13 protein-coding genes are annotated in these 14,595 nt (G+C 65.2%); 6 read left to right on the top strand and 7 right to left on the bottom strand.

Annotation, left to right across the window (positions count from 1 at the left end):
- Positions 1-156: 156 nt before the first annotated feature.
- Both trhA and GA0061099_RS13385 read left to right on the top strand, forming a co-directional pair.
- Positions 157-852: a PAQR family membrane homeostasis protein TrhA gene (trhA, locus tag GA0061099_RS13390; RefSeq protein ID WP_036009743.1), complete on the top strand. Its 696-nt coding sequence runs from the start codon at positions 157-159 to the stop codon at positions 850-852.
- Positions 853-896: 44 nt separating this feature from the next.
- Positions 897-1,691, top strand: coding sequence for an SDR family oxidoreductase (locus tag GA0061099_RS13385; protein ID WP_036009739.1), 795 nt, complete (start codon positions 897-899; stop codon positions 1,689-1,691).
- 164 nt (positions 1,692-1,855) lie between these two features.
- On the opposite strand, the gene GA0061099_RS13380 is transcribed toward GA0061099_RS13385, so the two are convergent.
- Positions 1,856-2,314, bottom strand: coding sequence for a MarR family winged helix-turn-helix transcriptional regulator (locus GA0061099_RS13380; protein WP_050996046.1), 459 nt, complete (start codon positions 2,312-2,314; stop codon positions 1,856-1,858).
- Positions 2,315-2,390: 76 nt separating this feature from the next.
- Here GA0061099_RS13380 and GA0061099_RS13375 point away from each other — a divergent pair, with 76 nt between their 5' ends.
- A complete protein-coding gene (locus GA0061099_RS13375; protein ID WP_036028604.1) occupies positions 2,391-3,167 on the top strand; it encodes an SDR family NAD(P)-dependent oxidoreductase in 777 nt (258 codons plus the stop codon).
- A 96-nt stretch (positions 3,168-3,263) separates the two neighbouring features.
- On the opposite strand, the gene mdlC is transcribed toward GA0061099_RS13375, so the two are convergent.
- The 4 genes from mdlC to GA0061099_RS13355 form a co-directional block, all read right to left on the bottom strand.
- Positions 3,264-4,886 (bottom strand): benzoylformate decarboxylase, encoded by a 1,623-nt coding sequence (mdlC, locus tag GA0061099_RS13370; protein WP_036028606.1) that lies wholly within the window; start codon positions 4,884-4,886, stop codon positions 3,264-3,266.
- 148 nt (positions 4,887-5,034) lie between these two features.
- The gene (locus tag GA0061099_RS13365) at positions 5,035-5,886 is read right to left on the bottom strand and encodes an HTD2 family dehydratase (protein WP_074447725.1); all 852 of its coding nucleotides are present in this window, start codon (positions 5,884-5,886) and stop codon (positions 5,035-5,037) included.
- Between the two features lie 15 nt (positions 5,887-5,901).
- Positions 5,902-7,002 (bottom strand): CaiB/BaiF CoA transferase family protein, encoded by a 1,101-nt coding sequence (locus GA0061099_RS13360; RefSeq protein WP_036028624.1) that lies wholly within the window; start codon positions 7,000-7,002, stop codon positions 5,902-5,904.
- A gap of 10 nt (positions 7,003-7,012) precedes the next feature.
- On the bottom strand, positions 7,013-8,182 hold the full coding sequence (locus GA0061099_RS13355) for an acyl-CoA dehydrogenase family protein (RefSeq protein WP_036028627.1): 1,170 nt from the start codon (positions 8,180-8,182) through the stop codon (positions 7,013-7,015).
- 126 nt (positions 8,183-8,308) lie between these two features.
- Between GA0061099_RS13355 and GA0061099_RS13350 the strand changes: the two genes are divergently transcribed.
- On the top strand, positions 8,309-9,229 hold the full coding sequence (locus GA0061099_RS13350) for a LysR substrate-binding domain-containing protein (RefSeq protein ID WP_036028629.1): 921 nt from the start codon (positions 8,309-8,311) through the stop codon (positions 9,227-9,229).
- Between the two features lie 230 nt (positions 9,230-9,459).
- Here the strand turns inward: GA0061099_RS13350 and GA0061099_RS13345 are convergent, their stop codons facing one another.
- Both GA0061099_RS13345 and GA0061099_RS13340 read right to left on the bottom strand, forming a co-directional pair.
- Entirely contained in the window at positions 9,460-10,734 is a 1,275-nt protein-coding gene (locus GA0061099_RS13345; protein WP_036028632.1) for a cytochrome P450, read from the bottom strand.
- Between the two features lie 24 nt (positions 10,735-10,758).
- On the bottom strand, positions 10,759-12,024 hold the full coding sequence (locus tag GA0061099_RS13340; protein ID WP_036028633.1) for a cytochrome P450: 1,266 nt from the start codon (positions 12,022-12,024) through the stop codon (positions 10,759-10,761).
- 309 nt (positions 12,025-12,333) lie between these two features.
- Between GA0061099_RS13340 and GA0061099_RS13335 the strand changes: the two genes are divergently transcribed.
- Together GA0061099_RS13335 and GA0061099_RS13330 are read left to right on the top strand one after the other, a co-directional pair.
- Complete coding sequence (locus GA0061099_RS13335) at positions 12,334-13,479, top strand: DUF898 family protein (RefSeq protein ID WP_193374982.1); 1,146 nt, start codon at positions 12,334-12,336, stop codon at positions 13,477-13,479.
- Positions 13,480-13,482: 3 nt separating this feature from the next.
- Positions 13,483-14,592, top strand: a complete 1,110-nt coding sequence (locus GA0061099_RS13330) for a M48 family metallopeptidase (RefSeq protein ID WP_036028635.1) — start codon at positions 13,483-13,485, stop codon at positions 14,590-14,592.
- Positions 14,593-14,595 lie beyond the last annotated feature (3 nt).

Below are 14,595 nucleotides of genomic sequence, written 5' to 3'. Positions count from 1 at the left end.
TACGCAAAACGGATTAGTCACAAAAGTGGCAATTGCCTGAAGAAATTCAAGCTTTCATACTTCCACCGCCTTTCTCGGCAAATCAGCCGTTTGAACGACCCGCCGGTCCTGAAACACCCATCTAGAGGGCATTGCCTCGAGCCTTTGCGGATTGCCATGACCGTCTTCCAGTTGAAGCAGCTTGCATCCTCTTCCGTCCACGCCGCAGCCGACGCGATCGGCTGGGACTACGATCGCGCCGAGCTGATCGCCGACGGCATCGTCCACGGGATCGGCGTGCTCGCGGGCATCATTGCCGCGACGGTGCTGGTGGTGCTGACGGCGGTCTATGCCGACGCCACCGACATCGTCGGCGTCTCCGTCTATGTCGCCGGCCTGCTCTCGATGCTGGTGCTGTCGGCGACCTATAATCTCTGGCCGGTCTCGCCGGCCAAATGGCTGCTGCGCCGCTTCGACCATTCCGCGATCTATCTCTTGATCGCCGCGACCTACACGCCGTTCATCCTGGAGCTGAAGGACAGCGTGTTCGCGTTGGTGCTGCTGGCCGGCGTCTGGTGCGTCGCAATCCTCGGCATCGTGCTGAAGCTGCTCTATCCCGGCCGGTTCGACCGCGTCTCGGTCGGCATCTATCTCGCGATGGGCTGGAGCGGCATGATGCTCTACGATGCCGTGGTCAGGGCGTTGCCCACGCTGGTGCTGGGCTTCATTCTTGCCGGCGGCCTGCTCTACAGCTTCGGCGTGATCTTCCACGCCTGGCGGCGGCTGCGCTTTCAGAATGCGATCTGGCACGGCTTTGTCTTGGCCGGCGCGGCATGTCATTATACCGCGGTGCTCGACCTCGTGTTGAGCTGAGAAGTTTCCGCGAAGCGGTATAAGAAGACGAGAGGAGACGTCGCATGCAGGTGACCGGCAAGGTCGTGGTCGTCACGGGCGGCGCAAACGGCATCGGCAAGGCGCTGTGCGAGGCCTTTCACAATGCGGGTGCGGCCAAGGTCGTGGTCGCGGACATGGACGCGGCCAATGCGCGAGCGGTCGCGGCCATGGTCGATGGCGCCGCGTTCAAATGCGACGTCGCGCAGGAAAAGGACATCGTCCACGTCATCGAGGAGACCGAGCGGCAGTTCGGCCCGATCGCGCTGTTCTGTTCCAACGCCGGCATCGGCGGCGGCTTCGATCCAATGTCGGAGAACGCCGGTGGCGCTTCCGACGAGCCTTGGCAGCGCAGCTGGGCGATCCACGTCATGGCGCATGTCTATGCGGCGCGGCATCTCGTCCCTCGGATGAGGGCGCGCGGCGGCGGCTATTTCCTCAACACCATCTCGGCCGCGGGCCTGCTGTCGCAGGTCGGCAGCCCGGCCTATTCGACGACGAAGCACGCGGCGGTCGGTTTTGCCGAGAATCTCGCGATCTCGCACAAGGCCCACAACATCAAGGTCTCGATCCTGTGTCCGCAGGGTGTCGACACCAACATGCTGCGCTCGATTCCCAAGGGCCCGCAATCCGGCGACGGCGACCTGACGCCCGAGCAAGTGGCGAAAGACGTGCTCGCCGGCCTCGAGCAGGAGACGTTCCTGATCCTGCCGCACCCGCAAGTGCTCGGCTACATGCGCAAGAAGACCGAGAATTACGACCGCTGGATCGGCGGCATGGCCAAGATCCAGGCGAAGATGCGGGAGGAGTTCGGGAAGTGACCGTTAGGTGCTCCCACGCTAGACGCTGTCATGCCCCGCGGAGGCGGGGGCATCCAGTATGCCGCCCCTGTCGGCTCAACCACAACCGTCTCAGAGTACTGGATCGCCCGCCTGCGCGGGCGATGACACCGAGCGTGTAGAAGCAGCTTCAGCAACCTCGCGCATCACACCACCGCCACCGTCTCCCCCACCCGGCTCGCGCGCAGCGCCTGCGCATAGAGCATCATGCCCTCGCACACCGTGCGCTGCTCGGCTTCCGTCAGCGCCGCCAGCGCGCCGCGCACCTGCTGCCGGCCGAACGCGTGGAGGGCCTCCAGCGTGCGCCGGCCCTTCGCCGTCAGCGACAGCAGCTTGCTGCGCGCATCCGCCTCGTCCGGCGTCTCCTTGAGCTCGCCGCAATCGATCAGCTTGCGCACCAGACGGCTGACGCTGGATTTCTCCAGCCGCAGGAAATCGCCGAGCTCGCCCGACGTCATGGGGCCACGAATGCCGATCTCCAGGATGGTGTGGACCGCCGAGGGCGGATAGCCCGAGGCCGCCACCGTGGCGTCCATGAAGCCGAGTTCGCGCACCATCAGGCGCGAGGCGGCGCGGATGTCGTCAATCAGCGAAAGCTCGGCCATGGCTTGACTCGCCCCATATCGTTGTATCATACAACTATATGGGCGCAGCGGCGCGCGCAAGTGTTTGGAGTGGACCATGAGCGAAGCCTTGCCGACCGGTCAGCGCATGAGCGGCAAGGTCTGCCTGATCACGGGCGGCGGCAGCGGCATCGGGCGCGCAACGGCGCTGAGGATGGCGGCCGAAGGGGCGGAAGCGATCGTCGTCGCCGGCCGGCGCGAGGCCGAGATCGAGGCCACCGCCGCCGCGTGCCGCGAGCTCGGCACGGAGGCGATCGCGCTTCAGACCGACATCACGAAGAAAGACGAGGTCGCGCGCCTCGTCGGCACAGCCGTCGGGCGCTGCGGCCGGCTCGACGTTGCCTTCAACAATGCCGGCTTCCAGGAGCGCCGCGCGCCCCTGGAGGAGCAGGGCACGGAGATCTACGACAGCGTGTTCGACACCAATGTCCGCGCGCTGTTCCTCTGCCTGCGCCATCAATTGCCGGCGATGCTGGCGCAGGGGCGCGGCAGCATCGTCGTCAACACCTCCGTCAGCGGGGTGCGCAATCCCAATCCAGGCTTTTCGCTCTACTCGGCCTCAAAGGCCGCCGCGATCTCGCTGACGCGCTCGGCGGCGATGGAGAACGCGCCGCGCGGCATTCGCATCAATGCGATCGCGCCCGGCCGCGTCGTCACAGACATGATGCTGCGCGCCGGCGTCGGCGATGTGGCGACGGTCAGCGCAGGCCTGCCGCTGCGGCGGATGGGCAGCCCGGAGGAGGTCGCCGAGGCCGTGGTGTGGCTGTCGTCGGATGCGTCGTCGTATGTCGTCGGGCATGTGCTCGCGGCCGACGGAGGTTTTTTGGCGTCGTGATGTCGTAGCCTGGATGGAGCGCAGCGCAATCCAGGGCCGACTCGCCTGTGGCAGGATTCCCGGATGACGCTGCGCTCCATCCGGGCTACGACACGGTCAATGCTTCTGCCCGTACAGCACAGGCACTGCGGAATCCACGACGACCTCAACGAGGCTCGTGCCCGCATACGCCATGCCGCGCTTCAGCGCTTCGCCCAGCTCCGCGGCCTTCGTCACCCGCACCGCATGACAGCCCATGCCTTCGGCAAGCCGCACGAAATCGATCCCCGGCAGCTCCAGCCCCGGTACGTTGCGCACCTGCATCACCTGGCTGAACGAGCGCATCGCGCCGTAGCCGGAATTGTTGATGACGACGATTGTGAGCGGCAGCTTGCGCTGCACGGCGGTCCAGAGCGCCTGGATCGAATACATCGCCGAGCCGTCGCCGATCAGGCACACCGTGCGCTGCTTCGGCTTGCCGAGCGCCATACCGACGGCGGCGGGTAGAGAATAGCCGAGGCCGCCGCTCGACATGGTGTAGAAACTGTCTTGGCCGCGCATCGGCAGGAATTTTTGCATCGCCGGCCGGTGCGAGGGCACTTCCTCGACAAGTGATGCGTCATCCGGCATCGCCCGCGACAGCGAATGCAGCAGGAATTCGACCGGCAGCGGATCGGCGGGCTGCGGCGCCGGCGGCAGCGTGCGGCCTTTTGGCGCCGCGCGCTTGCTCTCCGGCAGCAGGTCGAGCAGCAGGCCGAGCGCTGGCTTCATCGTCGCGATGATGCTGGTGCCCGATGGCGTCACTGCGGCGGCATCCGCGTCATCCGTGATCTGGAAGATGGTCGCGCCGCGGTCGAAGATCGCGGCATGGCCCTCGACATGGAAGGTGAACACCGGCGCGCCGATGACGACGACGACATCGTGCTCGCGCAGTGCATCGGACAACTGCGCCGGCGAGGCGTGCAGAAAGCCTGCGAATTGCGGATGCCTCTCGGGGAACGAGCAGCGTGCCGAGAACGGGCTAACCCAGACGCTCGCCTTGGCCTTCTCGGCAACGCGCACCATCAGATCCACCGCGCCGGCGCGATCGACGCCCGGGCCGACGACGAGCGCAGGCTGTTTGCTTGAGGCGAGCGCCGCAACCAGCGCCTTCATCGGCTCCAGCTCAGGGCCGATCTCGCGGCTCACTTTCCGCGCCTCGACCGGCGCGCAGGGATGGGCCCAGTCGTCGATCGGGATCGACACGAAGGTCGGCCCGCACGGCGGCTGCATCGCGGTGTAATAGGCCCGCGCGATCGCGGCGGGCACGTCCTCCGGCCTTGCCGGCTCGACGCTGTATTTCACATAAGGTCGCGGAAACTCGGAGGCGCGCTCGGCATAGAGGAACGCCTGCAAGGGCAGGATCGAGCGCGCCTGTTGGCCTGCGGTGATCACTAGCGGGGTCTGGTTGCGATGCGCGGTGTAGATGTTGCCGAGCGCGTTGCCGACGCCGGCCGCCGAATGCAGGTTGACGAACCCGGCATTGCGCGTCGCCTGCGCATAACCATCGGCCATGCCGACGGCGGAAGCCTCCTGCAGCGCCAGCACGTAGTCGATATCGTCGGGCCAGTCGCTCAGGAACGGCAGTTCGGTCGAACCAGGGTTGCCGAACACCCTGTCGATGCCGAAGGCGCGCAGAAGGTTGAGCGTCGCCTGCTTCACGGTGACGGGCTTGCTGCCGGTCTTGCCGTTCCTGGCCATGGTTTCCGTCCCCGTGTTGTTGATTGAGGGTAGCAGCCTCACCCCGTCATTGCGAGGAGCGAAGCGACGAAGCAATCCAGATTATCTCCGCGGAGGGATTCTGGATTGCTTCGCTACGCTCGCAATGACGGGAAGAAACAGTGGTGGCTCACCACACCGCCGTGCCCTTCATCGTCGGCTGCCCCTCCGCGTTCGCGGTCCACAGCTCCATGCCCGCCTCAGTCTCGTTGGCGTTGACCGAGAACTCCGTGCCTTCGAATAGCGGCTGCACGCCGCGATACGAAAACTTCTTCGGCGCCTTGCCGCCACGAAGCTTGGCCGCCATCTCGACGATCAGCGCTGCCTGTAGTGGACCGTGGAAGATCAGGCCCGGATAGCCCTCGACCTCAGTGACGTAGTCGCGGTCGTAATGGATGCGGTGGCCGTTGAAGGTCAGCGCGGAGTAGCGGAACAGCAGCACGGGATCGGACACATGCGTTTCGCGATGCTGCGCCTGCGGCGGCGGAGGCGACGCCTTGCCGCCAGCCGGCGCGCCGCCGGTCATCTCGCGATAGACGATGTCCTGCCGCTCGCGGATCGCCGTGCCCCTCGGCGAGGAGATGCTATGCTCGACCGAGACGAAGCACAGCGTGCCGGTCGATCCTGATTTCACCTGCACGTCGGCAATGCGCGAAGTCCGCGTCGATTCATCGCCGACGCGCAAGGGCTGCAAGAACTCGATCTCGCCGCCGGCCCACATCCGGCGCGGCAGCGGCACCGGCGGCAGGAAGCCGCCGCGGGTCGGGTGGCCGTCGGGCCCGAGCATCGACATCGGGAACACCGGCTGCGCCAGGCACCAATGCACCGTGAACGGCGCAGCATCGCCCGTCTTGGGCTCGCCGACCTCCTGGAACAATGTCGCGCGCAGGCCCTTCACAAGCTGCGCGGTGACGATGTCGGTGGCCTCCTGGCTGCGGCCGATCCATTGCCTGAGATGATCGATGTCGAGCTTCTCGGTCATGACGCCTCGCTCTCTTTATTTGGACTGGGGACGCTCGCCGATCGCGGGCACGGCGCCGTAGCTGCGCGTCTCGCCGACGATGATCGGCGCCGGCGCGGGATAGCTGACGCGGCCGTTCGGCGTGTCGACCTCGATACGACGCAGATGCGGATGGTTGGCGAGGTCGGCCATGGTGTTGACCTCGGCGAATGCGATGTCCGCGTCCGACAGCCGCTTCAACAGCTCGTCGCGCGTCATCCTGCCGAAGATGTCGGCCACCGTCGCGTCGGTGAAGTCGCGGTTGCGCACGCGCTCGACCATGTTGGCGACGCGGGGATCGGCCGGCAGGTCCGGCTGATCCAGCACCTTCGCGCACAGCGTCTTCCACTCGCGTTCGCTCTGGATCGAGATCAGGATGTCCTTGCCGTCCTTGGAGGTGAACACGCCGTAAGGCGCGATCGAGGGATGGCGCAGGCCCATGCGCTTGGGCGGATTGCCGGCTTCGGCGTTGAGCAGCGGCACGGTGCACCAGTCCGCCATCACGTCGAACATGGAGATGCGGATGTCGGCGCCCTTGCCGGTGCGCCCGCGCGCGATCAGTGCCTCCAGGATTGCGGCATGCGCGGTGGCGCCGGTCGCGACGTCCACGATCGACATGCCGACGCGCGAGGCGCCGTCGGGATTGCCGGTGATCGAGGCGAGGCCGCTCTCGGCCTGGATCAGCAGATCATAGGCCTTGCGATGAGCATAGGGACCTTCGTCACCATAGCCGGTGATGGTGCACGAGATCAGCTTGGGATAGTCCTTCAAGAGCCGCTCGCGCGAGAAGCCGAGCTTGTCCATCGAGCCGGGTTTCAGGTTCTGGATCAGCACGTCGGCACTCGCGATCAGCTTCTCCAGCTCGGCGCGGCCTTCCTTCGTGGTGAGATCGACCACCGCCGATTGCTTGCCGCGATTGAGCCAGACGAAATAGCTGCTCTGGCCCTTGGCCGCCGCGTCATAGCCGCGGGCGAAATCGCCCTCGGGCCGCTCGATCTTGATCACCTCCGCGCCGGCATCCGCCAGGCGCGAGGAGCAGAACGGCGCCGCCACCGCCTGCTCGACCGCAATCACCCTGATCCCGTCCAATGCTCCCATGGCCGCAACCTCAGTACGAGCGCGGCATGCCGAGCACGTGCTCGGCGACGAAGGACAGCACGAGGTTGGTCGAGATCGGCGCCACCTGGTAGAGCCGCGTCTCGCGGAACTTGCGCTCGACGTCGTATTCCTCGGCAAAGCCGAACCCGCCATGGGTCTGGATGCAGGCATTCGCCGCTTCCCAGGACGCATCCGCCGCCAGCATCTTGGCCATGTTGGCCTCCGCGCCGCAATCGAGCCCGGCCTCGTATTTGCGCGTGGCTTCCTTCACCATCAGTTCGGCCGCGCGCATCGAGGCGTAGGCCTTGGCGATCGGAAACTGGATGCCTTGATTCTGGCCGATCGGCCGGCCGAACACGGCGCGCTCCTTGGCGTAGTTCGTCGCCTTCGCGATGAACCACTTTGCGTCGCCGACGCATTCGGCCGCGATCAGGATGCGCTCGGCATTCATGCCGGAGAGGATGTAGCGAAAGCCCTTGCCTTCCTCGCCGATCAGGTTCTCCGCCGGCACCCTCATGTCGGTGAAGAACACTTCGGTGGTGGCGTGGTTCATCATGGTGCGGATCGGGCGGATCTCGAGGCCGTTGTTCTTGGCCTCGCGCATGTCGACGATGAACACCGACAGGCCGTCGGTGCGCTTCTTGACCTGGTCCTTCGGGGTGGTGCGCGCCAGCAGCACCATCAGATCGGAATGCTCGGCGCGGCTGGTCCAGATCTTCTGGCCGTTGACGATGTAGCTGTCGTTGCCGTCCTTGCGCGCGAACGTCTTCAGCGAGGAGGTGTCGGTGCCGCTGGTCGGCTCGGTGACGCCGAACGCCTGCAGGCGCAACTCGCCGCTCGCGATTTTCGGCAGGTATTTTGCCTTCTGCTCGGCATTGCCGTGCCTGAGCACCGTGCCCATCGTGTACATCTGGGCATGGCAGCCGCCGCCGTTGCAGCCCGCGCGCTGGATCTCTTCCAGGATCGCCGCGGCCGCCGACAGCTTCAGGCCCGCGCCGCCATATTCCTCGGGGATCAGCACCGAGAGATAGCCGGCCTCGGTCAGCGCATCGACGAACGCCTTGGGGTAGGCCATCTCGCGGTCTAGCTTGCGCCAATATTCGCCGGGGAACTGCGCGCAGAGCTTGGCTACGGCCTCGCGGATGTCGGCGTAATCTTCGGCGTGGTGTTCTTGACTCATGGCGTTTCCAATTCTCAGCGGCAGTTAAAGATAACGCCGGCCAACCCACGGGCGTTGTGAAAACAATGCCCGCCCCCTATGCTCATTTGTTATAGCGTATGGAGTAGCCTTCCAGGATTGGCAAGCATGGATTTCCGGCAGCTCAGGACCTTCAGTTGCGTGGCGGAGCTCGGCAGCCTGTCCAAGGCCTCCGACACCTTGCGCGTGGCGCAGCCGGCGCTCTCCAGGCAGATCAAGCTCCTGGAACACGAGCTGCGCACCGAACTCTTCACGCGCAACGGCCGCGGCATGGTGCTGACCGAGGCCGGCCGCCTGCTGCTCGCACGCACCTCCGGCATCGTGCGGCAGATCGACCAGATCCGCGACGACATCCAGTCGGCCAAGGGGCCGCCGTCCGGCCAGGTCGTGCTCGGCCTGGTTCCGACCGTGAGCTGCGTGCTGTCGGCGCGCTTTGCACGGCGCTGTGTCGAAAAATTTCCCGGCATCTCGCTGCGCATCGTCGAGAGCTACAGCGGGCATCTGGTCGAATGGCTGCATCGCGGCGAGATGGATCTCGCCATCCTCTACGGCCGCTCGGCCGACCTGCATCTCAACGTGCAGAGCCTGGGGCGCGACAACATCGTCGCGGTCGGTCCGCGCGGCTGCGGCTTGGCGCGCAAGAAGAGCGTCGACATCGGCTGGCTGCTGCGGCAACGGCTGGTGCTGCCCTCTCATTCCCACGGCCTTCGGGCGCTGATCGAGCACGCTGCGGCCCAGCGCAAGATCAAGCTCGACGTCCAGCTGGAAGCGGACTCCTTCCGCGTGCTGACGAGCCTGGTCGAGGAGGGCCTCGGCTTCGCGCTGCTGCCGCCGTCCTCTGTCCACGGCGAGGTCGCGGACGGGCGGCTGGAAACCGCACCGGTATCCAAGCCGATGACGCGCGAGCTCATTTTTGCCTCTCCAATCGACCGCCCGGCCTCGACGGCCTCGCTCGCCATCACCGCGCTGCTGCGCGAGGAGGTCGCCGCCTGCCGCAAGGACGGCGTGTGGGACATCAAGCTGAATTAGATGGCATGTGGTAGAACAGCCGCGCGCGGTCGTGCCTTCGCATCTGGCGCGAGCTGTCATGCCGGAATTTTATAGCTGGGGAGTGCCGTGCCTGCCGGTGCGGGCGTGACGAGCAGGTGTGTCCAGGACCCCGTCATTGCGAGCGCAGCGAAGCAATCCAGAAATCCCTCCGCGGTGACAGTCTGGATTGCTTCGTCGCTTCGCTCCTCGCAATGACGGTAGGAGAGAGCTCAGCCCGGAATCCGCACCGGCAGCGTCTCATATCCCTTGATGAAGCTCGAATAGATCCGCTTGGGCTCGCCGACCACCTCGATGCGGTCGAAGCGCTTCAGCATCTCCTCCCAGACGATCTTGAGCTGCAGCTCGGCGAGGCGCATGCCGACGCAGCGGTGGATGCCGAAGCCGAAGGAGAGGTGCGTGCGCGGGCGGGGGCGGTCGATGATGAACTCGTTCGGCTTGTCGAACATCTCCTCGTCGCGATTGCCGGAGACGTACCACATCACGACCCGGTCGCCCTTCCTGATGTGCTTGCCGCCGATCTCGGTATCGGCAAGCGCGGTGCGACGCATATGCGCCAGCGGCGTCTGCCAGCGGATCACCTCCGGCACCATGGAATCGATCAGCTCCGGATTGGCGCGCAGCTTGTCGTATTGCTCCGGGTTCTCGTTCAGCGCCAGCACCGAGCCGGTCATGGTGTTGCGCGTGGTGTCGTTGCCGCCGACGATGAGCAGGATGATGTTGCCCATGAGGTTGTCGGGGTCCATGTGGCGCGTGGCCTCGTTGTGGGCCATCAGCGACAACAGGTCGTTGCGCGGCGCGGAGTTGACACGCTCGTTCCAGAGCTTGGACATGTAGGCGTAGCACTCGTCCATCTCGCGGCGGCGCTCTTCAGCGCTGGCGACGATGCCGCTCTTGGGCAGCGCGGTGGAAACGTCGGACCAGCGCGTCAACTTGCGCCGCTCCTCCCAGGGGAAGTCGAACAGGGTCGCCAGCATCTGCGTGGTCAGCTCGATGGAGACGCGCTCGACGAAGTTGAACGTCTCGTTGCGCGGCAGATTGTCCAGCACGGTCTGCGAGCGCTGGCGGATCAGCTTTGCCAGCTCGTCCAGGTGTGTCGGCGTGAACATCGGCGACACCGTCTTGCGCTGCGCCGAATGCCGGGGCTGGTCCATCGCGATGAAGCTCGGATAGTCGTAGCCTTCCGGCACGTCGCGGATCGAGATGCCGCCGAGCTTGGAATCCGAGGAGAAGATGCCGTGATTGGTGTCGACATGCATGATGTCGTTGTACTTCACCACCGACCAATACGGCTCGATCGGCGCATTGGTGCAGTAATGCACCGGCTCTTCCTTACGCAGCCGCTCGAACCAGGGCCACAGCGTGTCGTCCTGGAACAGCCGGGGCGCGCCGGGGTGGAATTGCGACAACGGCGTCGCATAGGCCTCCTCGCGCGCCTTCCGCATGCGTTCGGCCTTGTCCACTTTAACCGGCGCTTGGATGTTCATGATCGTGGCTCCGTTGCGTTCGACTCACGCAGCAATCTTCACCGGCAGCGTTTCGATACCCTTTACAAAACTCGAATAGACCCGAGTGGGTTCGCCGACCACATCAATATGGTCGAACCGCTTGAGAATTTCCTCCCAAATAATCTTGAGCTGGAGCTCGGCGAGCCGCAGGCCGACGCAGCGATGGATGCCGAAGCCGAAGGACAGGTGCGTGCGCGGGCGGGCGCGATCAATGATGAACTCGTAGGGCCTGTCGATCGCCTCCTCATCGCGGTTGCCCGAGACGTACCACATCACGACCTTGTCACCCTTCTTGATCTGCTTGCCGCGGAACTCGAAGTCGGACAGCGCCGTGCGGCGCATATGCGCGAGCGGCGTCTGCCAGCGGATCACCTCCGGCACGAAACTGTCGAGCAGGTCAGGGTTCTCGCGCAGCTTGCGATATTGCTCCGGATGCTGGCTCAGCGCGAGAAGCGAGCCCGACATGGTGTTGCGCGTGGTGTCGTTGCCGCCGACGATCAGGAGGATAAGATTGCCGAGGAAGTTCTTCGCATCCATGTCGCGCGTAGCAGTGCCATGCGCCATCATCGACAATAGGTCGCTCTTCGGCGGCTGTTCGATGCGCTGCTTCCACAGCATCGAGAAATAGGCCGCACATTCCGTCAGCTCGGCCTGCCGCTCGTCCTCGGTCGCGACCAGGCCGTCAGGCCCGGGAATCGTGGTGGCGACGTCGGACCAGCGCGTCAGCTTGCGGCGATCCTCCCAGGGGAAATCGAACAGCACCGCAAGCATCTGCGTGGTGAGCTCGATCGAGACGCGGTCGACCCAGTCGAACACCTCGCCGCGGGGAAGGTTGTCCAGGCACTCGGCCGAGCGCTTGCGGATGTTGATGGCGAGATTGTCCAGATGCGTCGGCGTGAACATCGGCGCCACGGTCTTGCGCTGGGCGGCATGGCGCGGCGGGTCCATCGAAATGAAGCTCTCACGGCGTAGATCCGGATCGATGTCGCGGATGGTGATGCCGCCGAGCGCGGAGGCCGAGGAGAACACCGCATGGTTGGTCTCGATCTCCATGATGTCATTGTAGCGCGTCACCGACCAGTACGGCCCGAACATCGAGTCCTTGCAGTAATGCACGGGATCCTCGCGGCGCAGCCGGTCGAAATAGGGCCAGAACGTATCGGTCCTGAACAATTCGGGGTCGCCGGGATCGAACTGCTCCAGCGGCAGCGACATCGCGCGCTCGCGCAAGGCGTCGAGCTTGGCCGCGCTTTCGATGGTCCCATGCATGACCGTTCTCCCTGAATATGAACCGCGCGTCGTTGAATTCTGCGCTGCGGTATTTGATTTGCAATTACAGCCGGTTGTCTGCGCCGGGGCAAGGGAGAGTTTTGCCTCATCCAGCCTTCACGAGCGCGTTGCACGATCGTCACGGCGCCACGAGAACGTGACCTCCCGCACGCCGAACGACAGAGAATCGTGCGAGAAACCCGCTGGAATCGAGCTAAATCGAACCCGCTCATCTTGGGGATCGACTAATCTCTGATCTATAGTTTGGCCGGAACAGATCCGCATCCCGAGGTTGCCGCCGTGAACGACATGCAATGGACCCCGATCGGGTCCGAACCCTTGCCCCCGCCGCTGCCGGCGACGCGGGTCGATTTCTCCGGCAGCCGCTCCGAGTTCCGCAAAATGGTCACCAAGGGTGCCATGCTCGAGCTCGTGACCTTCGGCTTCTACCGGTTCTGGCTCGTCACCGACATCCGCCGTCATCTGTGGACGCACACCGCGATCGATGGCGATGCGGCCGAATACACCGGACGGGCCAAGGAGCTCCTGGTCGGCTTCCTGTTCGCGCTCGCGATCCTGGTGCCGATCTATCTCGCCTATTTTCTCATTGGCATCGAGTTCGAGCGCTGGCAGGCCTTTGCCTCGACGCCGCTATTCATCGCCTTCTACGCCTTCGGCCAGTTCGCGATTTTTCGCGCGCGGCGCTACCGCCTGACCCGCACGGTCTGGCGCGGCGTCCGCTTCTGGATGGACGGCTCCGGCTGGGCTTACGCGTTTCGCGCCATGCTATGGGGCTTGCTGGTGCTCCTGACGCTCGGTCTCGCGCTGCCCTGGCGCGCGGCGGCGCTCGAACGCTACAAGATGCGGCACACCCATTACGGCGATCTCCGCGGCGATTTCGACGCCGACGGCTGGACCTTCTTCAAGCGCGGCTGGTGGCTCTGGCTGCTCAGCCCGATCGCGCTGATCATCTTCCCGCTCGCACCGTTCTTCTATGCCGAGTTCAAGGCGCGCGAATGGCGCTGGTGGCTCGATGGCATCCGCATCGGTGGCGTCAGCCTGTCCTCGGAATTGCCTCATGATGCCTTCTACGGCCTGTATTGGAAAGTGATCGGCTGGTGGATGCTGCTCACGGTCGCGTTCGCAGCCTATATGGGCGGCAGCGCCTTCCTGGTCGTCTCGCTCACAGGCGTTTCCGCCGAGGAGATCTTCGCCGGCGACAATGCGACGAAGAGCATCCCGATGGTGGCGATGATGGTGATCGGCTATTTCGCGCTCGCTCTTGCCATCAACATCGTCATGCGGGTCTATCTTCAACGCGATCTTTGGGCCAAGGTGCTGGAGACCGTCGAGGTGCACAACATCTGGGCCGCGGCGGACGTGCGCGGCAGCGGTCAGCTTGCCGGCGCGCTCGGCGAAGGCTTTGCCGACGGGCTCGATGTCGCGGGATTCTGAGCTGTGAGTGACGTGTTTGCCGAGACCCCGGCGCAGTCGGAGAGTCCGACCATCTTCTTCGACGGCGTGTCGAGCCGCAGACGGCAGGTGACGCTGACGCTCAGTGATGCGCTCGAGATCGCCGAGGACGGCGCAACGCCTGTTCGCTGGGCCTATGCCGACGTTCGCCGCGCCGACAGTCCCCCCGGAATCCTGCGCCTGGCTGCGACGTCTGCACCGCCTCTGGCGCGGCTGGAGATCCGCGATGCCGTGCTCGCCGCGGACGTAGCCGCGCGCTGCACGCGCCTCGACGAGCACCGGACGACGCGCAGCGGCGTCGCGAAAATCGTGGGCTGGTCGGTTGCCGCCGCCGTCTCCATCGTCTGCGTCGTCCTGTTCGGCGTGCCGCTCGCCGCCGACCGGCTCGCGCCGCTGGTGCCGAAGCCCGTGGAACGGCGCATCGGCGACGCCGCCGAAGTGCAGATGAAAACCATCTTCGGCCGCGGCGTGTGCGAAGACCCCGCGGGCAAGGCCGCGTTCACGAAGCTCGTCAACCGCCTGCGCGATGCGGCCGGCCTCGACGACTCAATGACGGCCGGCGTGCTGCCGAGCTCGATACCGAATGCCTTCGCGCTGCCCGGCGGCAAGGTGTTCGTGCTGAAGGGCCTGCTCGACAAGGCCGAAAGTCCCGACGAGCTCGCCGGCATCCTCGCCCACGAGCTCGGCCATCTCAAGCATTACGACAACATGCGCGGCCTGATCTACAACGGCGGCACCTCGTTCCTGATCGGCCTCTTGTTCGGCGACATCACCGGCTCCTCGGCCGTGATCTTCGCCTCGCGCAGCCTGGTCGAAGCGTCCTATTCGCGCGAAGCCGAGACCGGCGCCGACACTTTCGCGATCGAGATCATGCATGCGCTCGGCCGGTCGCCGAAGCCCGCGGCCCAGCTGATGTTCCGCATCACCGGCAAAGAGGGCGGCTCCGGCCTGACGAATATCCTCGCCAGCCATCCGCTGACCGAGGACCGCCTCGCGCGCATGACGAAGGAGGACCGGCCCGCCAGCGGCCCGCCGCTGCTGACCGACAAGGAGTGGCAGGCACTGAAGGGCATTTGCGGCAGCGGGAAGGTGTGACGG

Source organism: Bradyrhizobium yuanmingense (assembly GCF_900094575.1).
Lineage (GTDB): Bacteria > Pseudomonadota > Alphaproteobacteria > Rhizobiales > Xanthobacteraceae > Bradyrhizobium > Bradyrhizobium yuanmingense.
The sequence above is the reverse complement of the archived record's forward strand: the minus strand, read 5'-3'. Positions and strand labels throughout refer to the sequence as shown.